This window comes from Brucella haematophila (assembly GCF_005938105.1).
GTDB classification, from domain to species: domain Bacteria; phylum Pseudomonadota; class Alphaproteobacteria; order Rhizobiales; family Rhizobiaceae; genus Brucella; species Brucella haematophila.
Genome location: NZ_VCPE01000014.1, coordinates 152,983 through 171,826 on the forward strand (window position 1 = coordinate 152,983; position 18,844 = coordinate 171,826).

Sequence of the window (18,844 nt, forward strand, 5' to 3'; positions counted from 1 at the left end):
GCTTCGCACTTTTGCTGGAAATGCTTTAGCGCGGCGCGGCGGCGCGTTTCAGACGATCATTGATGGCCTCGCCGAGACCATCAAAAGGAATGGGTTCAACGGCAATGGTGCTGGCGCCGGTGGCGTCGAGCTTGCGCATGAAATCGAAAAGATTGCTGGCCGCCTCGCGCAGATTGCCATCCGCGCTGAGGTTCAACACGGCCTTTGCCGTCTCGGCTCCGGCTACACGCGACGGCCCGAAAGCCAGCAGCGCTTCGCCCGGCTGCACATTGCCGACCGCAAGCCGCATCGACGCATCCGGCGCATAATGCGAGGCCATCATGCCCGGCGCGATGATATGCGCCTGAATGGCCTCGGTCTGTTCGGTGCGCAGCAGGGTTTTGCCAATCGCGGCTTCGATGTCGTCTGCTGCAAGCCCGCCGGGGCGCAACAGACGCACAGTGTCACCCTCGACCTTCACGATGGTCGATTCCACACCAACCCCGCATGGACCCGCATCGAGGATCAGGTCAATCTTGTCGCCAAGATCGCCCGCGACGGCTTCAGCACTGGTGGGGCTGATACGCCCGGACGTGTTGGCGCTCGGTGCCGCCACCGGGCTGTCCAGCGCTGTGATAACCTCCTGCACGCGGCCATGCGGCATGCGGATGGCAAGCGTCGACAATCCCGCCGTCACAAGTGGATGGATCGGACGATCTGTTTCCTGATGGTCTTTGAGCGGCAGCACGATGGTCAGCGGGCCCGGCCAGAACAGTTCCGCCAGCCTGCGCGACAGCGGATCGAAGGTGACGTAGCGCTCTGCCATGGCGATACCGCTGACATGCGCAATCAACGGATTGAACTGCGGACGACCCTTGGCGGCGAAAATTCCCGCAACGCCTTCACCATGGGAGGCATCAGCAGCAAGGCCGTAGACGGTTTCGGTGGGAATGGCGACAAGACCGCCGCGCCGCAGGATTTCCACCGCGCGCTGAACTGCCTCATCATCGAATTTCATTACATCTGACACTGGTTTTCCGCCTCTCGGGCGTCCAAGTTGAGTGCATCCCGAAAGGTGCAAAGCGGTTTTCGGACAAGATGCACGCATAGATATGAGCGCCTTCTGCCTACACAAGCGCGAAGCCGCGCGCAAGCAAACAGGCGAGCCGCCGCGTGCACATTTATGGCAACGCGGCCCGGAAAATTGCGTTTTGTTAGCTTTTTTAGGGCAGGATGATATTATTCATGCTTGAGGTGAATAATGTTATCGCGATTTATCGCCATTTCGCTGACTATCGCCGGACTGCCTGTTGTGGCCTCTGCCAACGGGGCGGAACCTGCGCGAACGACCTATGAGGTCGGTTCCATCGACTATATCGGCTATGACCGGATGGGGGCCAACGGGCTGCCTGTCTGCGGCACGTGCAATCAGCGGCAAGAGGCTGAAGCCGAAGCGCTGAAGGAAATTGAAGCGCGGCGCAAGCGGGCCCGTGCCTATATGGCGCGCATGCAGGGCAAGCCTCTGCCGGAAGACGCGCAGGAACAGCCTGCCGTAACGCCCGCTGCAAGCCCGACCGAACAGAAGATGCCGGACTTCGATCCCGCCAAGCCGGTGCGTGTCGTCGGCGAACCATGGGCTGGCGCATCCGGGGAAGTCGACCTGAGTTCGCTGGCACTTCGGCCAAGCCTTCAGTAACCCACAAACGAAAATGGCGCCGTAATGGCGCCATTTCTATTCCTATGCGCTGGCTATCAGCCTGCGATCTTGGAGAAATCCGCAACCTTGCCGGTGGCCGTGCGGATCAGGTCGAGCAGAGCCAGACGATTGGCGCGGACATTCTCGTCCTCATCATTGACCAGCACTTTTTCGAAGAACGTATCGACCGGGCCGCGCAGCTTGGCGAGCGCCAGCATCGCACCCGAAAAATCTTCGCGGGCGATTGCCGCTTCGGTCTCGCTCGACGCAAGCGTAACCGCTTCAAACAGCGCCTTTTCCTCGTCCACCTTGAGAAGCGCGGCATCGACGCTAGTGGCGACCTTGGTGCCCTTCTTCTCTTCGGCTGCCAGAATATTGGCGGCGCGTTTGGTGCCTGCCAGCAGGTTCTTGCCGTCTTCCTCATTGATGAAGACGATCAGCGCTTCCAGACGGCGTGCGACCAGAAGCAGATTGTCGGCTTCCGGCGTCAGCACGGCGTCAATGGCGTCGTAACGTGCGCCCTCTTCCTTCAGATGCACCTTGAAACGGTCGTGAAGGAAGGACAAAAGATCGGCCAGCACCGGCTCTGCACTGCGGTCGGCTTCGGCACGAACCTCCACCTCATAGTTGCGCAACGCATTGTCGATATCCTGTTCGCCATCGACATCGCCGGATTTTTCGCCAGCAAGCCTGGCTTCGAATTCACGCAGCTTGCGTTGGACCACGCCTTCTTTCAGCGCGGCAAAGGCCGAACGGAACAGCGGCAGCAGCGGGAATTTCCAGTCCTGCGACAGCAGAAGACGGATCACGCCAAGGGCTGCGCGACGCAGCGCGTATGGGTCCTTCGAACCCGTCGGCTTTTCATCAATGGCCCAGAAACCGACCAGAGTATCCAGCTTGTCGGCCAGTGCGACAGCAACCGAAACCGGTTCCTTCGGCACTACATCAGATGGACCTTGCGGCTTGTAATGTTCTTCAAGCGCTGCGGCGACAGCTGCATCTTCGCCCTGAAGCACCGCATATTTGCGGCCCATCGCGCCCTGAAGCTCGGGGAATTCACCCACAACTTCGGTCTGGAGATCGGCCTTGGCGAGAACGGCAGCACGTGCGGCAAGCTTCGGATCGGCGCCGACCAGCGGGGCGATCTGTGCAGCCAGTTCGCGGATACGCTCAACGCGGGCGCCTTGCGTACCCAGTTTCGCATGGAAGGTCACATTCAGGCCGTCCAGACGCGCCATGCGCTGATCAAGCGGCTTCTTCAGATCGAGGCCGAATTTTTCCGCCGAAGCGGCCAGCTTGTCGAGGTCCGGCAGATCGTGCTGATCGGTGTGCCAGAAATAGAGCGCATCCGACAGACGTGCACGCACGACCTTGCCGTTACCGTAAGCGATTTCCGTGCCGCCATCGCGCGCAGCAATGTTCGACACCAGAATGAACCGGTTGGACAGCGCTTCGGTTTCGCCCTGCTTGCGGGTGACGAAGCATTTTTGGTTGGCGCGGATGGTGAGGCGGATGACTTCCGGCGGGATCGCCAGAAACTCTTCCTCGAACTCGCCCATCAGCACGACCGGCCATTCGACCAGACCAGACACTTCTTCCAGAAGGCCCTCGTCCTCGACCAGTTCGAGACCCGACGCGAAGGCTAGATTATGCGCGTCCTGCGAAATCATTTCCTTGCGGCGTTCGGCGTCGAGTACCACAAAAGCCTTTTCCAGCTTTTCGACATAATCGTCGAAGCGACGCACTTTGATCGCCTGACCGTTGCTCAGGAAACGATGCCCATAGGTGAGATTGCCGGACTTGATGCCGTCAACGTCGAAATCGATAACCACGGTTTCTTCGGTTTCAGGGCCGAAGGTGCACAGGATCGATTGCAGCGGACGCACCCAGCGCAATGCACCGGGCTTCGCCGAAGCCGCGCCCCAGCGCATGGATTTTGGCCACGGGAAATTGCGGATCGTCTGCGGCACGAGTTCGGCGACGATTTCTTCCGCCGGGCGGCCCGGCTTGGTCAGATGGGCAACATAGAAATCGCCCTTCTTCGGATCAGAATGCACATGCGCCTGCGCGACATCGGTGAGACCGGCCTTGCGCAGAAAGCCCTGAATGGCCTGTTCCGGTGCAGTAACCGACGGACCCTTGATGTCTTCATGCACGTCCTTGGAACGCACGGTCAGGCCGCGAATGTCGAGCGTCAGACGACGCGGCGTCCAGTAAGCGGTCGCGGCTTCATAGGTGAGACCGGCTTCAACCAGACCATCAGTGATCATCTTTTTCAGATCGCCGGCAGCCTTGCGCTGCATGCGGGCCGGGATTTCCTCGGAAAAGAGTTCGAGAAGTAAGTCAGGCATTACTCGCCCTCACGCTTGAAATTGAAACCACCGGCATCCGTCAGAAGGAATGCCTCGCCGCACTGACGCGCGAGATTGCGGACGCGCAGGATGTAGCTCTGGCGCTCGGTAACCGAGATCACGCCGCGCGCATCCATCAGGTTGAAGACGTGGGATGCCTTGATGCACTGGTCATAGGCCGGGAGCACGCATTTGTGCAGCGAACCCTCGCCCGTGCTGCCAGCCTTCAAAATGGCTTCGCATTCGCGCTCGGCATCAATGAAGTGGCGATGCAGGATTTCCGTATCGGCCATTTCGAAATTGTAACGGGAATATTCCTGCTCAGCCTGCAGGAACACTTCGCCATAGGTGAGCTTTTCGTCGCCTTCGAGACCGTTGAAATTGAGGTCATAGACATTGTCCACGCCCTGCACATACATGGCGAGGCGCTCGAGACCATAGGTCAGCTCACCGGCAACCGGCGAGCATTCAATGCCGCAGACCTGCTGGAAATAGGTGAACTGAGACACTTCCATGCCATCGCACCAGCATTCCCAGCCAAGACCCCAGGCGCCGAGCGTCGGGCTTTCCCAGTCGTCTTCCACGAAACGCACATCATGCAGCGTCGGATCAAGGCCGATGGCCTTCAGCGAACCGAGATAGAGATCCTGAAGGTTCGGCGGCGATGGCTTGATGATGACCTGATACTGGTAATAATGCTGTAGCCGGTTGGGGTTTTCGCCATAGCGGCCATCCTTGGGACGGCGCGACGGCTGCACATAGGCAGCTTTCCACGGCTTCGGCCCGAGCGAACGCAGCGTCGTTGCCGGATGGAACGTACCCGCACCCACTTCCATGTCGTAAGGCTGCAAAATAGCGCAACCATGTTCCGCCCAATAGTGATGGAGCGTCAGGATCAGGCCCTGAAAGGAACGGGTGGGATGCATATGTGCTGGCAACATGCTGGACGAATTAGACACCGGGCTGGGCCTCGTTATTGAAATGATGGCCCGGTCTAATTTGTCAGCACCGCAGGGTCAAGCATGACATTTGATCGCTGAACAAGCCGACTATAGGCAAGCGATGGGATCAATCCTCAATATTGATGCTGATAGCTTGTTTCAGAGAACTAAAGCCAGTGAATTAGTAACAGCTTCTCGCGAACCTACTAAGCGATAAAGTCAACCCAGGTTACACCGCGCCCTACCGTTCTCTGTTTTTAACGAGGTATATTTCATGCCTTTTCCCGATATTCCGTACGAAGGCTTTCGTCCAGGTGACTTAATTTATGGCTTAGAAGAGACACGCAACCGTTACCCGGAAATGTATGCCCCCTTTAAAGGTGTGGATAAAAATAAAACACTCAGCAGGATCGATCACTATTGCAGCACAAGAGCAGAATTTGAGATTAAAAAGGCACATAAAATAAATATACCTCACGATCAAGAAGAATTCTTCAAAAGCATCGAATACAGCGAATACAGAAAAATAAGCAATGATTATCTTTCATATATTAAAGAAAAAAATATTGTTGGTTGTAAAGATGGAGGAATTCATACCGGAAGAAAATGCAAAGCAGGATTAAATTGGGCAAGAGAAGCAAAAAAAACGGTACATTTTTTTCTCGATGACATCGATCTGGCGGCCGTAGCCAGTAAAACGGACCGTTTCGAGTTCGCAGACGGCACAAAGTATAAAGGATATGTTGGCCAAGAAATCCGCTACCTCAGGCGCAACTGGCACCATCCTCAGGTGCGAGCTATGGTCAAATGGTGGTATAAAGGACAAGTCACCTCCGCACCATGGGAAAGGGACCGAGATCCGTGGGAGCCTGATGTTTGGCGTCAATACCCCCCAAAGCTGATTCAAAGGCACGAGTTTTTTGATCTGTTTGCAGGGTTGGACTTGTAATGATCAAAAGTCACCGAACCCTGACGGCATTCCAGCAGCAAGGAATTATAAACTGTAGCGAACGACGTTTTCGCGTGACCGCGAACAATCAATCCGTCGTCGGCTTTTCCGGTGCGGGCGCAGCTGGCGCAGGCGCGACGGCAGGCGTGTCCGGCTTCGGCTGATCCGGCTTCTTCTCACCGGGCTTTGTCGCATCGGCGGAAGACTGTCCCGGAACATCGGGCAGACCCTTCTTCAGCTTTTCCTCGATCTTGACGAGGTCTTCCGGCTCTGGCTTGCCCGCAATCGCATGGTGCCACTGGAACGTCGCCTCTAGCTGACGGCCAACACGCCAATAGGCATCGCCCATATGATCGTTGATGGTCGGATCTTCCGGACGCAGCTTCACGGCCTTTTCCAGCTCCACCACCGCTTCATCGTAACGGCCGAGCTTGTAATAGGCCCAGCCCAGCGAATCGACGATGTAACCGTCCTGCGGACGCAGCTCGACAGCCTTCTTGATCATGTCCAGCGCACGATCGAGATGGATGCCCATGTCGACCCAGGAATAACCGAGATAGTTCAACACCTGCGGCTGATCAGGATAAAGCTCCAGCGCCTTGTTGAAGCTCGGCTCCGCCTTGTCCCACTGCTTCAGGCGTTCATAAGCGATACCGCGCTGGTAGAAGACCGGCCAGTCCTTGCGTTCCGGCGTCTTGATCTGCTCGACGGCGCCATCATAAATCTTGGCGGCTTCCGCGAAATTCTTGTCCTGCGCGTAAACACCGCCCAGCGCCAGATAGGTGCGGATGTCGGTCTTGTCGCGGCCCAGCAATATCTTCAACTGCTCGATGGCCTCGGCAGATTTGTCGTTATCGGCAAGGTTCAGCGCACGCTGCATTTCGGCATCGCGGCGATAGGGCGAGGTTTCCGGCACTTCCGCATAATATTCAACCGCCGCTTCCGGACGGCGCAGCTTTGCCGAAATATCGCCCAGCTGGAACAAGGTAGCGTCATTGCCCGGACGCAACGGCAGCGAGAGTTGCAGATAAAGCTTGGCAAAAGCCTCCGCGCCGCTGCGATTGATTGCCGTGCCGAGTGTATAGAGCACTTCACCCGCGCCCTGCTGCGGCGTCTCGATCAGACGGTCGATTTTCCGCCCTGCCTCGATCTGCTCGCGCAGTTCGGTCAGGGTCATGCGACCGTTCAAAAGCTCTTCGCCATCCTTCAGAAGCTGGATTGCGCCGTCCTTGTCGCCCTGACGCAGCTTGAACGAGGCGTAAGCCATGATGATGCGTTCATAGGTGTCGGGTGCAGCACTGCCGCCGGGACGATCATCAAGCGCCTGCTGGTAGAAATCGCCCGCTTCCTTCTTCATCCCGGCCTGATCGGCGATCAAAGCGGAATTATAGGTGCGGAACAGGCCATACCATTCGGGGCCTTCCATCTTCTTGATATCGGCCAGCGCCTGCTTGGGATTGCCCTGCCCGACCTTGACCCACGCATTCATGAAGCCGGTCGCAAGCCGGTCCATATCGGACTGCATGGACAACATCAGAAGCGGACCGACCTTGCGATACTGCTTTTTGGAAATGGCGTCGATGGCAAGGGCGACACGGGAGAAGCGCTCGATATCCGGCACATTCTGCAATTCGGACGCAAGCGGCAACGCGTCCTTGAAACGACCTTCCGTCAACAGAACCAGAAGCAGGTCCTGCTTGACCTGACTGTTACCCGGATCGAAGGCCATGGCCTGACGATAGAAATCGGCGGCTGTGGAGAGATTATTGTCGGCTTCGGCGGTGCGGCCCGCAAGATAGGCGCCTGCAAAGGAACCGGCCCGAACAGCAGGCGTAGCGACGGGAGCGGGATCGGCAGCCGTCTTGGCCAACGCTCCGCTGGCAGGCATTGCAATTCCCGCCAGAAGCGAAAGAAGCAAACCATAAAGCGGGCCGTGTTTCATTCCATGCCGCATGAAGCCCTATCCTCTTCTCAAATTCCCATATGCGGAATCGGCAACGAATCGCCGATTGCCTCCAACGCACCGCGCTCTGACCTTAACGGAACAGGCACGCCAAGCATGGCCTTTTTGGGATGAGGGGGCAAGAAAAGCATCTGTGATGGAAAGCTTTTCTTGATCGATCCCTGTTCGAAAATATCCGAAAACGCGAAAGACGTCAGGAAACTCAGTTCACGCGGCTGATGCAGAAATCGATGACATCGATCAGCGCATCTTTTTCCGGCGTTGCCTTGAGCGGTGCCAGAGCATCGCGGGCAATTTCGCCGAAGTGACGTGCGCGCTGCACCGTGTCGGCAATCGCGCCGTGCTTGGTCATCAGGCCGATAGCCTTTTGCAGCGATGCGTCGTCGCTCGCGCCGTCTTCGATGGCGTGCTTCCAGAAAGCGCGTTCCTCATCGGTGCCACGGCGGTAGCTCAAAATGACGGGAAGCGTGATCTTGCCTTCGCGGAAATCGTCGCCCGTGTTCTTGCCAAGATCGGCAGCCGAACCACCATAATCCAGCGCATCGTCAACCAGCTGGAAAGCAAGACCGAGATTGAGGCCGTAATCGCGCAAAGCTGCGCGATCCGAGCGCTGCACACCGGCGACGATCGGGCCGACTTCCGCAGCAGCCGAGAAGAGTGCCGCCGTCTTGGCCTTGATGACCGCCAGATATTCGTTTTCGGTGGTTTCCATGTTCTTGGCGGCGGCAAGCTGCATGACCTCGCCTTCGGCGATCACCGAAGCGGAGGTCGCCAGCACGTCGAGCGCATCGAGCGAACCGACATCGACCATCATCTTGAAAGCCTGACCGAGCAGGAAGTCGCCGACGAGAACGCTGGCCTGGTTGCCCCAGATCATGCGGGCAGTGCTTTTGCCGCGACGCAGATCGCTTTCATCCACCACATCGTCATGCAACAGCGTTGCCGTGTGCATGAATTCGACAGCGGTTGCGAGACGCACATGACCGTCGCCGTCGTAACCGAACATGCGTGCGGCAGCGAGCGTCATCATCGGACGCAGGCGTTTGCCGCCCGACGAGATCAGATGATTGGCGACTTCGGGAATCATTTCGACGTCGGATCCGGCACGTGACAGGATCATTTCGTTCACGCGCGCCATATCGGCCTTCGTCAGGTCGACAAGCGGCTGCACCGATCCTGTCTGCTTTTTCTTGTCGTCGAGATTCAGAACCACACCCAATGCCATTACTCCTTGATGGGGCCGCCACCATATTTAAGCGCGGCGGAATGCTCAAGACGCATTCCGTGCCTTCACAGCCTGTTCAACATTGACGGAAGCAGTTGTCAATGCGGTGCATTGGCTACACAGTGGGCAAATGATCGAACTTATCCGCACTAACGATTCCGTCCTGCTGTCTTTCGCCGAAGCCTTGATGAAGGAGGCGGGAATAGCTTATTTCATCGCCGACACCAATATGAGCATTATCGAGGGATCGCTGGGCGTTCTGCCGCGCCGCCTTCTGGTCAGCGAAGATCAGCTGGACGAAGCACGGCAAATCCTGATCGATGCCGAGATTGAACACGAACTGCGCGATAAATGAGCCTGACTGCCGAAAACGAGATTGAAGAAACGCTCGATGTCTTTCATCGCGGCGCGTTTCATCTCGTGCAACCGGCAATGAAAGGTCATCGCTCCGGCGTCGATGCGATGATCCTTGCAAGCGCTGTGCCCGGTGGTTTTGCCGGGCGGCTTGCCGATCTCGGCAGTGGTGCGGGTGCCGCCGGTCTTGCGGTTGCGGCCCGGTGCCCGGCAAGCCGGATCACCCTTGTCGAGCGTTCCGGCCTGATGGTCGGCTTTGCCAGAAAAACCATCGCTCATCCGCTCAACAAGGCGCTCACCGACCGCGTATCGATTGTGGAAGCCGACGTGGCGCTGGCCGGAAAAGCCCGCATCGCGGCAGGCCTTGCCGATAACAGCTTCGATTTCGTCATCATGAACCCGCCCTTCAACGAAGCGGCAGACCGGCGCACACCCGATCCACTCAAGGCGGAAGCGCATGTGATGCCGGACGGCATGTTCGAGCAATGGGTGCGCACGGCGGCGGCCATCGTCAGGCCGGGCGGCGGCATTGCCATCATCGCGCGGCCCGGCTCCATCGCGCCAATTCTGGAATCGCTTGCCAGACGTTTTGGTGGTTTGCACATCGTGCCGGTGCATCCGCGCGGCGATGCGGCGGCAATCCGTATCGTCGTCACAGGAACCCGTGGCAGCCGCGCCGGCCTGTCTTTCATGCCGCCGCTTATCCTGCATGGCGACAGCGGAAACGGTTTTACGCCCCGCGCCGATGCCATCAATAATGGCCAGACCGCGCTTTTTTGATCACCGGAGAATAACCCGTGCTGCTTATCGTCGGAACCGTTCGGCTGCCTGCTGCGAATTTGAGTGAAGCGCGCCCTGCCATGCAGCGCATGATCGAGGCAAGCCGAGCCGAGCCGGGCTGTATCGAATATTCCTATGCCGCCGACATTCTCGAGCCGGGCCTTATTCATGTAAAAGAGTTGTGGTTGGATCGGGCTTCGCTGGACAAACATTTTGCCTCCGGGCACATTGCCGCCTGGCGTTCGACATGGCCGACCCTCGGCATCGCGGACCGTAACCTTGTGCTCTACGAAGTGGATGCGCCACAAATCACCTGAACGTTTCTTTAAGGAGACCGATGAACCACAGTCCAAATTCCGCTCGCCCCGTATCAATCATGCGACGCTTTCTGGATAGCGAGGTTGCCGGAGGCCTTGTGCTGATGGCAGCGGCAGCGCTTGCGCTCATCGTAGCCAATTCACCTCTCTCTCAAACCTATTTCGACGCTCTTCGTGTTTATATCGGCCCGCTGAGCATTGAGCACTGGATCAATGATGGTCTGATGGCGGTGTTTTTCCTGCTCGTCGGGCTGGAAATCAAACGCGAATTCATCGACGGTCAGCTTGCAAGCTGGCCAAACCGGATGCTGCCGGGCATTGCTGCGGCAGGCGGCGTGATCCTGCCTGCGCTCATATTCGCGGCGCTCAATTTCAACGATCCTGACAAGCTGCGCGGCTGGGCGGTGCCTTCCGCAACCGATATTGCCTTTGCGCTCGGCGTCCTGTCGCTGCTCGGCTCGCGCGTGCCGTCAAGCCTCAAGGTGTTTCTGGCGACGCTTGCCATTCTCGATGATCTTGCCGCCGTCGTCATCATCGCCATCTTCTACACGGCGGAAATCTCCATGCCCTATCTGGGCGGGGCTATTGTAACCGCCATTGCCTTGTTCGCGATGAACCGCATGGGCGTGATGAAGCTTCTGCCCTATCTGATCGGCGGCGCGATTCTCTGGTTCTTCGTGCTCAATTCCGGCGTTCATGCCACTGTGGCCGGTGTCGTGACCGCGCTGATGATCCCGCTGAAGGCCGCGCCCGGCAAGCCGGACGACATGAGTTCGCCCCTGCATATTCTCGAACATGCGCTGGCAAAGCCGGTTGCCTTCATCGTCGTGCCGATTTTCGGCTTCGCCAATGCGGGCATTTCCTTTAGCGGCCTTGATGGTTCCGTGTTCGGCGACACGCTGACGCTCGGCATTTTGCTCGGTCTTTTTGTCGGCAAGCAGCTTGGCGTGTTCGGCGCGGCATGGCTCGCCATCAAGAGCGGCCTTGCACAAAAGCCGATGGGCGCGAGCTGGGCACAGCTTTACGGCGTCGCCATTCTGTGCGGCATCGGTTTCACCATGAGCATTTTCATCGGGCTTTTGTCCTTCCCGTCCGATCTCATGCAGACCGAAACGAAAATCGGCGTTCTGGCCGGTTCCGCCCTCTCCGCCATATTCGGCTACGGGCTGTTGCGGATTGTGGCCAGACCCGCGAAAAGCTGATCAAACTCAATTTCAAACTGTCCGAAGATGTAAATTTTTGGACAGTTTTCTTTGTGTTTCCCAGATTGCTTCCTACATTAGGGCGCATCCCGAAAAGTGTGAAACGGTTTTCGGAAAGATGCGCGTTAAAACAAAGAACTAGAGCGCCGATCTGATCCAATCAGATCGAAACGCGCTCTAGCTTCCAATAGTTGATCCAGTTCGGAGTTTACCTTGCCCGGTTTATTGACGCGCCTTGTTCCGCGCCGCTTTCGCAATGCCGCAATCGAAATTCCCGTTGTGCGCCTGCATGGCGCCATCATGACCGGCGGGTCCGCGCTGCGCCCATCCCTGTCGCTGGCATCGACCGCCGCCGTTCTGGAAAAGGCTTTCAGCAACAAACATGCGCCTGCGGTGGCGATTTCGCTCAACTCACCCGGCGGCTCGCCGGTGCAGTCGCGTCTCATCTATCGCCGTATCCGCGACCTCGCATCCGAGCACCAGAAGAAGGTTTTCATCTTCGTTGAGGATGTGGCTGCATCCGGCGGCTATATGATTGCGCTTGCAGGCGACGAAATCATCGCCGATCCATCGTCGATCGTCGGCTCCATTGGCGTGGTGTCGGCTTCGTTCGGCTTTCCGGAATTGCTGAAGAAAATCGGCGTTGAGCGGCGCGTCTATACGGCTGGCAGCAACAAGGTCACGCTTGATCCGTTCCAGCCGGAAAAGAAGGCCGACATCGAGCGGCTGAAATCGCTGCAACTCGAAATCCATGAAACCTTCATCGACATGGTCAAAGAGCGGCGCGGCGGCAAGCTTGCCGAAGAATCCGATCTTTTCACCGGCCTGTTCTGGACCGGCACCAAGGCATTGCAGCTCGGCCTCATCGACGGTCTGGGCGACATGCGCAGTTTCCTGCGCAAGACCTATGGCGACAAGATAGAACTGAAGCTGATCCAGCCGCAGCGCGGCCTGCTTGGCCGCAAGGTTCCAGGCGTCGGCATGGCGCTTTCATCTGCGCTATTCGGCATCGAACCGGCGGAAATTGCCGCCCATCTTGGAGACGGCTTACTTTCTGTTGCCGAAGAAAAAGCGCTTTGGGGCCGCTATGGCCTTTGAATTATCAGGCTTTCCCGTGATAAGATGTCAGAAATGACAGGGCGCAATCAGGGCACGCCCTCCCAAACACATCATGCGCATATGCCGGGGCAAACCTCGCGGGCCAATGCGCGAGCCGAAGGGACTTGGCCATGCCACAGCTCATTTTTCTGCTGCTGATCATCATCGCCGCGTGGTATGGCTACCGCTCGTTCAAGCGCGAGGCCGCACGTGTTTCGCAGCGCGTCAGACAGGCTGAAAAGGAAGCGCAGAACCGTGCAAACGGCACGCTGGTACAGGACCCGAAGACCGGCGAATATTACGTCAAGAAAGACTGATCCGCTTAACCTCGATGACCGACACTTTGTTGCGCGCCCGGCCTGTTGCCAGCCGGTCTGTTACCCGTCTTGCCCCGGCGAAAATCAATCTCGCACTGCACGTCACCGGGCGGCGCGATGACGGCTATCACCTGCTCGACATGCTGGTGGCCTTTGCAGGCTTTGGCGACACGATTACGGTTGCTGACGCCCCGGAAGACCAGTTCACGGTCAGTGGACCTTTCGCAGCTTCTGTCCCGCTGGATGGCGGCAATCTGGTGCTCAAGGCGCGCGATGCATTGCGAGTGCATGCCGGAGGCAATCTGCCGCCCGTTGCCATTCACCTTGAAAAAAACCTGCCCATTGCGTCGGGTATTGGCGGCGGCTCCAGCGATGCGGCGGCGACCTTGCTTGCCCTCGATACGCTGTGGGGGCTGAATTGCGACTTCGACACGCTGGCAGCACTCGGTCTGGCGCTTGGCGCTGATTTGCCCATGTGCCTGCATGGTGCGGCGCATGGCACGCCGCTGACCGCGCGCGGCATCGGTGAAGACCTCGCCCCCGTCAGCGGCCTTCCTGCCCTGCCGCTGCTGCTCGTCAATGACGGTACGGCCCTTGCCACGCCCGACGTGTTCCGCGCGCTCGACAAGCGGGACAATCCCGCCTTGTTGCCACCCGACCAAAGCGAACTTGCCGCGCTCTGCCATTATCTTGGCACCACCCGCAACGATCTTCTGTCACCAGCACTTGGTCTCGCCCCGCAGATCGGCGACAAGCTTGCTTTGCTCCGTGCCAGCGATGCGCTTTATGCACAGATGTCTGGCTCCGGCGCGACCTGCTTTGCGATCTTCGCCGACGATGCCGCCTTGCAGACAGCCGCTGCCCGCATGCGCGCCGAAAAGCCGGACTGGTTTGTCATCGCGACCAGCACAACCGCTTCGTAGAACCTGACAACCTTATCACGTCTGTTGTGATTCACTGTGATTCTGGGCAGCGGGACTCATGCGAACCGCTTGCAGAAATCCATTCCCCCTCAATAGTCGATAACACCCTATTCAGAAGCTAGCTACTGTTCACTCTGATTGGACAATAAACACGTACACTCTGTTCGCGATTTATGAACAAAAAACGTCGTATAACGGACATGTGAATGCTGGTATATCAATCAACATACTGATTTTAATTCTTTATTTTTCCTATCTCCGATTGCTTCCAAATATTAACGAGCACGAATGTGTGATTAATAAAACATTTTCGTGACTGGAACTTTTCCTCACTGTCACCCATTTCAAACGCATCGGAACGACGAAAAGAAACGCCGCTCCAGTTTCCAAGGAGATAGGAAAATGAAAAAGATTGTTCTTGCTGCTGCTGCCCTCGCTCTAAGTGCCGGCGCTGCTTTCGCTGAAAACCCATATGTTGGCGAACCTGAAAACCTCTATGCAAACGACCGCACCCCGGTTGCTGCACAGACCGTTGACCGCACCGCAACCGCTGCGATCAGCACTGCCCATAAGGGCATGGTTTCTCAGGATGGTTCTGCAAACCGCTTTGGCGATGCTTCGCCTTCGAGCTTTGAGAACTAAGTTAGCCTGACCGCATAACGGGCGTCGCGCAGTAATGCCGCTGACGCCCATATGGCCGGAACCCTCCCAAGCAATCCCGGCCTTCTGTCAATTTCCCCCTCCCCCTATGGATGGCAACCTGGCCACCAGGGACGCCCCGAACAGGCCCCATCGACTGGGTGTCGTTCGCGCGGCAATTCAAAAGGAATACCAAAATGAACAAGCTCGTTCTTGCTGCTGCTGCCCTTGCTCTTTCTGCTGGCGCTGCTTTTGCTGAAAACCCACATGTGGGCGAGCCTGCTGATCTCTATGCAAACGACCGCACGCCGGTTGCTTCGCAGACCGTTGATCGCACCGCAACCGCCACGATCAACACGGGTTCGACTTATCAGGACGGTTCTGCAAACCGTTTCGGCGATGCTTCGCCTTCGAGCTACCAGAACTAATCCAGCCTGATCGCATAACGGGCGTCGCGCAGAAACGCTGCTGACGCCCGCGCCGGGCTTCAATCACAAACCCGGCTCCCAACAGTTATCTCCCCGAAGGATGGTGCCTTAGCCACCCGGGTGCCCTCACCTGCTCCCGATTAGTTCGGGCGCCATCCGAAGGGCGATCTTTAAAGGAATTTGAAAATGAAGAAGTTTGCTCTTGCTGCCGTTGCCGTTGCTCTTAGCGCCGGTGCTGCTTTCGCTGAAAACCCGCATGTGGGCGAGCCTGCTGATCTCTATGCAAACGACCGCACGCCGGTTGCTTCGCAGACCGTTGATCGCACCGCAACCGCCACAATCAACACGGGTTCGACGTATCAGGACGGCTCTGCACATCGCTTTGGCGATGCTTCGCCTTCGAGCTACCAGAACTAATCAGAATATCGGCGAAAGCTGCTATCTTACGAAAAGGCGAAGCTTCGGCTTCGCCTTTTTCATTTCAGGCTTCAATCCCGTTCCGGCGGATAGATGCCATGCCTGAGGCGCGCCAGCTTCAACTGGCGCGGCAACTGCGCAAAAGCCATGCCGTCGAGAAGCAGCGGCTTGATCGTCTCCAGCCGAACCAGAAGCCCTGCATCAAGCTTCGCCCCACCGCCGAACAATGCCGTCCTCAGTCCACTCAACCCGCCCTCTCCGGCAGGCGTAAACCGTGCTGGGCCGCCTTCGCCTTCGATATGGCGACGGGCAACTTCTTCCCAGCCTTCCTGCGGTATGGCGCCCGGAGCGAGAACCAGAACCCATGGCGTACGGATTTCGCTGAGCGCCGCTTCCATATCGGTGCCATCGCTGAACGAGCATCCCGCGCCAATCGCAACCAGCGCGGTTTCGTCCGAAGATCCTTCATCGATCACCAGAACACGCCGCACCAGCCCCTCCACCACGGCAGGCACGAGCGCCGACAATGTGTAAGCCAGAGGCTTTTCGGAATTCAGTGTTTCAATGATCACGGACAACATGCGCGCTTCATATATCAACATGGCGTGAACGGAAAGCGGAACGCAGTATGTTCTTGCTTTGTTCTTATTCTTCGGATAGGAATAGATTCATCAGACAGAGTCGGACAATTACCAGAAGCACCGCCGCATGCAAGCCGTCAGACGCTTGGGTGGATATGCTTTGAAGCTCCGCAGGGAGATGAAGATGGCAGCAATCCAGCACGCAGATATCATCAAGCAGGCCGATATAGCCGCATTTGGCAATGGCCGTGCGGAGCACGCCAATGCGCTGGTCGGCGAAACGGGAATGCGCATCGATCACAGCCGGCGGCGCGGGCGTGGTGCGGGCATCAATCCGACAGGCCGCTTCGAGCCGACCACGCGTCAGGATTTCGACGACGGCTGGACAACGCTGGAGGAATTGCCTGCTTTCAACACTGATGTTCAGGTGGAAAAGCCGCGCACGATCATTACCCGCAACGATTCACCCGACATCAGCTTCGACCGCTCGATCAATCCCTATCGCGGTTGCGAGCATGGCTGCATCTATTGTTTTGCCCGCCCGACCCACAGCTATATGGGCCTGTCTGCCGGTCTCGATTTTGAATCTCGCCTGTTCGCCAAGCCGGATGCACCGCGCCTTCTTGAGCGCGAACTGGCCAAGGCTGGCTATCAGCCGAAAACCATCGCCATTGGCACGAACACTGATCCCTACCAACCGATTGAGAAGAAATGGCGCATCATGCGCGAAATTCTCGAAGTGCTGGAAGCGGCCAATCACCCAGTCGGCATCGTGACCAAGTCAGCCCTTGTGGTTCGCGATATCGACATATTGAGCCGCATGGCTGAAAAGGGCCTCGCCAAAGTCGCGCTTTCAGTGACGACGCTGGACGCGCATCTGGCGCGCACGATGGAGCCGCGCGCTTCGACGCCAAGCCTGCGCCTTCAGGCTATCCGCAATCTGACCGATGCAGGCATTCCGGCTTCTGTGATGATGGGTCCGGTTATTCCGGGTATCAACGACCACGAGATCGAACGCATTCTCGATGCGGCTTATGCGCAAGGCGCGCGCGAGGCTGGCTATGTACTGCTGCGCCTGCCGCTGGAAGTAGCGCCCTTGTTCAAGGACTGGCTGCTGCGCAATTATCCTGACCGCTACCGGCATGTGATGTCGCTGGTGCGCTCCATGCGTGACGGCAAGGATTACGATGCGGAATGGAGCAAGCGGATGCGCGGCACCGGCCCTTATGCCTGGCAGATCGGCCGCCGGTTCGAGATCGCCGCCCGCAAGCTCGGTTTCAATACGCAGCGCAAACACCTGCGCACCGATCTGTTCGAACCCGTCCAGAAAGGTGGCAAGCAACTGTCGCTGTTTTGAAACCACGCGACATGCGGGCTAAAGCGCAATTGAACCAGAGTAAAACACGGAGATCGGTAAAATTATGCTCTCTGTAAAAAGGACTTAGAGCACCGATCAGACCCTGTTGGATCGAGACGCAACCGACGTCCAGATCGGCTTCCGCCTGTTCCGCTCAGGCGGATAGGGTCCTGCTCCCGCCACCATTCCTCTTGGCAGGACCTTGCGGAGAATCGGAGGCAATGCGAATATCGCCACCTTATGAAACGCTCGGCTTCTGATTCTCCCCCTCTCTTCGATATTCCGCTGGCGCCTGACTTCTCTGAAGAAGCGAAGCTTATTGGGCGTGGGCTTCGCCATATAGTCGGCATTGATGAAGCGGGACGCGGGCCCTTGGCTGGGCCAGTCGTGGCAGCGGCGGTCCTGCTCGATGCGGCCGACCTTCCGGAGGGGCTAGACGATTCCAAGCGTCTTAATGCGGCCAAGCGCAATGCGCTCTATGAGACTATTCTGGCAAAGGCTGTAAGCGTTTCCGTTGCGAGCCTCAGCGCACGTAGCATCGACGCGACAGATATTCGCAAGGCAGCACTCGAAGCCATGCGTCGCGCTGTGCACGGTCTCGTCCTGCAGCCTTGCCATGCACTCGTTGATGGCCGCGATGTACCGCCCGGCCTTCCCTGCCCTGGCTCCGCCCTTGTGAAAGGCGATCAGCGCTCCGTATCGATTGCAGCGGCCTCCATCGTCGCCAAGGTGACCCGAGATCGCATGATGGAGCGCGCAGGCAGAGTTCACACGGTTTATGGCATGGAAGTGCATGCGGGCTATGGAACGGCCAGACACCGCGCTGCCATCGAAAGCGACGGTCCCGTACCCGGCCTGCACCGTTATACTTTCGCGCCGATCAAGGGACGGTTTGAACCTCGCCGCTGAGCGATATTGGTGGTGATTGGTCAGACACCGTATCCTTTGCCAATGTTCGGTATGTGCGCATCATTGAATGCACATTGATCCGAGCTGAAGCAGGTCGGTTTCCATTCGGTAGAATGAACTCTCGGACGTGCTCCATCGCATCTGCGCACGAACCTGCCTGCTCCGACCCACCACTCGGCGCCGGTGGTCCACACGCGCAGCCTTAGAGCGGTTTTAGTGAAGGCTGAACGCGTCACCGCTCTAACTTTTTTACGCGCGGATTACCTAATCCTGCTGAGGCGCTCAAAAGCTCTTCTCAAAAGTCATGACCTCCACCAGAGGTGGCGGTTTGGGACGCTACGCTTGAACCACTAGAAGTGGTTTTGTTATGTGTTAGTAAGAGCCCTTAAAAAGGTCGGCATGGTCGGAAGCCTTGTCG

The 18,844-nt window shown here is 57.7% G+C and carries 20 protein-coding genes; 14 read left to right on the top strand and 6 right to left on the bottom strand.

Annotation, left to right across the window (positions count from 1 at the left end; translation table 11 throughout):
* Nucleotides 1-25: 25 nt before the first annotated feature.
* A complete protein-coding gene (locus tag FGI60_RS19695; protein WP_374843675.1) occupies nt 26-997 on the bottom strand; it encodes an L-threonylcarbamoyladenylate synthase in 972 nt (323 codons plus the stop codon).
* A 243-nt stretch (nt 998-1,240) separates the two neighbouring features.
* On the opposite strand from FGI60_RS19695, the gene FGI60_RS19700 reads away from it, so the two are divergent.
* Nucleotides 1,241-1,675 carry a hypothetical protein gene (locus FGI60_RS19700; protein WP_138786613.1) on the top strand — a complete coding sequence of 145 codons (435 nt, stop codon included), beginning with the start codon at nt 1,241-1,243 and terminating at the stop codon, nt 1,673-1,675.
* A gap of 56 nt (nt 1,676-1,731) precedes the next feature.
* Here the strand turns inward: FGI60_RS19700 and glyS are convergent, their stop codons facing one another.
* Entirely contained in the window at nt 1,732-4,026 is a 2,295-nt protein-coding gene (gene glyS / locus FGI60_RS19705) for a glycine--tRNA ligase subunit beta (protein WP_138786614.1), read from the bottom strand.
* On the bottom strand, nt 4,026-4,952 hold the full coding sequence (locus FGI60_RS19710; protein ID WP_078338013.1) for a glycine--tRNA ligase subunit alpha: 927 nt from the start codon (nt 4,950-4,952) through the stop codon (nt 4,026-4,028). Before FGI60_RS19710 ends, glyS begins: the two co-directional genes overlap by 1 nt.
* Before the next feature lie 289 nt (nt 4,953-5,241).
* On the opposite strand from FGI60_RS19710, the gene FGI60_RS19715 reads away from it, so the two are divergent.
* On the top strand, nt 5,242-5,916 hold the full coding sequence (locus FGI60_RS19715) for a hypothetical protein (protein ID WP_138786615.1): 675 nt from the start codon (nt 5,242-5,244) through the stop codon (nt 5,914-5,916).
* A gap of 88 nt (nt 5,917-6,004) precedes the next feature.
* On the opposite strand, the gene FGI60_RS19720 is transcribed toward FGI60_RS19715, so the two are convergent.
* Entirely contained in the window at nt 6,005-7,870 is a 1,866-nt protein-coding gene (locus tag FGI60_RS19720; RefSeq protein ID WP_138786616.1) for a tetratricopeptide repeat protein, read from the bottom strand.
* Between the two features lie 211 nt (nt 7,871-8,081).
* Complete coding sequence (locus FGI60_RS19725; protein WP_138786617.1) at nt 8,082-9,098, bottom strand: polyprenyl synthetase family protein; 1,017 nt, start codon at nt 9,096-9,098, stop codon at nt 8,082-8,084.
* 136 nt (nt 9,099-9,234) lie between these two features.
* Here FGI60_RS19725 and FGI60_RS19730 point away from each other — a divergent pair, with 136 nt between their 5' ends.
* The 10 genes from FGI60_RS19730 to FGI60_RS19775 all read left to right on the top strand — a co-directional run bounded on the left by FGI60_RS19730 (nt 9,235) and on the right by FGI60_RS19775 (nt 15,579).
* Entirely contained in the window at nt 9,235-9,459 is a 225-nt protein-coding gene (locus tag FGI60_RS19730; protein WP_078338010.1) for a putative signal transducing protein, read from the top strand.
* Complete coding sequence (locus FGI60_RS19735) at nt 9,456-10,238, top strand: tRNA1(Val) (adenine(37)-N6)-methyltransferase (protein WP_138786618.1); 783 nt, start codon at nt 9,456-9,458, stop codon at nt 10,236-10,238. The genes FGI60_RS19730 and FGI60_RS19735 overlap by 4 nt, the downstream gene beginning before the upstream one ends.
* 17 nt (nt 10,239-10,255) lie before the next feature.
* Entirely contained in the window at nt 10,256-10,555 is a 300-nt protein-coding gene (locus tag FGI60_RS19740) for a putative quinol monooxygenase (RefSeq protein WP_138786619.1), read from the top strand.
* Nucleotides 10,556-10,575: 20 nt separating this feature from the next.
* A complete protein-coding gene (gene nhaA / locus FGI60_RS19745; protein WP_138786620.1) occupies nt 10,576-11,757 on the top strand; it encodes a Na+/H+ antiporter NhaA in 1,182 nt (393 codons plus the stop codon).
* A 213-nt stretch (nt 11,758-11,970) separates the two neighbouring features.
* Nucleotides 11,971-12,855 (top strand): S49 family peptidase, encoded by an 885-nt coding sequence (locus FGI60_RS19750; protein ID WP_138786621.1) that lies wholly within the window; start codon nt 11,971-11,973, stop codon nt 12,853-12,855.
* A gap of 131 nt (nt 12,856-12,986) precedes the next feature.
* Entirely contained in the window at nt 12,987-13,172 is a 186-nt protein-coding gene (locus tag FGI60_RS19755; RefSeq protein ID WP_138786622.1) for a hypothetical protein, read from the top strand.
* A 29-nt stretch (nt 13,173-13,201) separates the two neighbouring features.
* Nucleotides 13,202-14,095: a 4-(cytidine 5'-diphospho)-2-C-methyl-D-erythritol kinase gene (locus tag FGI60_RS19760; RefSeq protein ID WP_374843677.1), complete on the top strand. Its 894-nt coding sequence runs from the start codon at nt 13,202-13,204 to the stop codon at nt 14,093-14,095.
* A 402-nt stretch (nt 14,096-14,497) separates the two neighbouring features.
* The gene (locus FGI60_RS19765; protein WP_138786624.1) at nt 14,498-14,737 is read left to right on the top strand and encodes a hypothetical protein; all 240 of its coding nucleotides are present in this window, start codon (nt 14,498-14,500) and stop codon (nt 14,735-14,737) included.
* Nucleotides 14,738-14,931: 194 nt separating this feature from the next.
* Nucleotides 14,932-15,162 (top strand): hypothetical protein, encoded by a 231-nt coding sequence (locus FGI60_RS19770; RefSeq protein ID WP_138786625.1) that lies wholly within the window; start codon nt 14,932-14,934, stop codon nt 15,160-15,162.
* Nucleotides 15,163-15,348: 186 nt separating this feature from the next.
* Nucleotides 15,349-15,579 carry a hypothetical protein gene (locus FGI60_RS19775; RefSeq protein ID WP_138786626.1) on the top strand — a complete coding sequence of 77 codons (231 nt, stop codon included), beginning with the start codon at nt 15,349-15,351 and terminating at the stop codon, nt 15,577-15,579.
* Between the two features lie 71 nt (nt 15,580-15,650).
* Here FGI60_RS19775 and FGI60_RS19780 read toward each other — a convergent pair whose 3' ends face one another.
* Nucleotides 15,651-16,160: a glycosyl transferase gene (locus tag FGI60_RS19780; RefSeq protein WP_138786627.1), complete on the bottom strand. Its 510-nt coding sequence runs from the start codon at nt 16,158-16,160 to the stop codon at nt 15,651-15,653.
* 184 nt (nt 16,161-16,344) lie between these two features.
* On the opposite strand from FGI60_RS19780, the gene FGI60_RS19785 reads away from it, so the two are divergent.
* Nucleotides 16,345-17,517, top strand: a complete 1,173-nt coding sequence (locus FGI60_RS19785) for a PA0069 family radical SAM protein (RefSeq protein ID WP_138786628.1) — start codon at nt 16,345-16,347, stop codon at nt 17,515-17,517.
* A gap of 240 nt (nt 17,518-17,757) precedes the next feature.
* Nucleotides 17,758-18,426: a ribonuclease HII gene (locus FGI60_RS19790; protein WP_138786629.1), complete on the top strand. Its 669-nt coding sequence runs from the start codon at nt 17,758-17,760 to the stop codon at nt 18,424-18,426.
* The last annotated feature ends 418 nt before the right edge of the window (nt 18,427-18,844 follow it).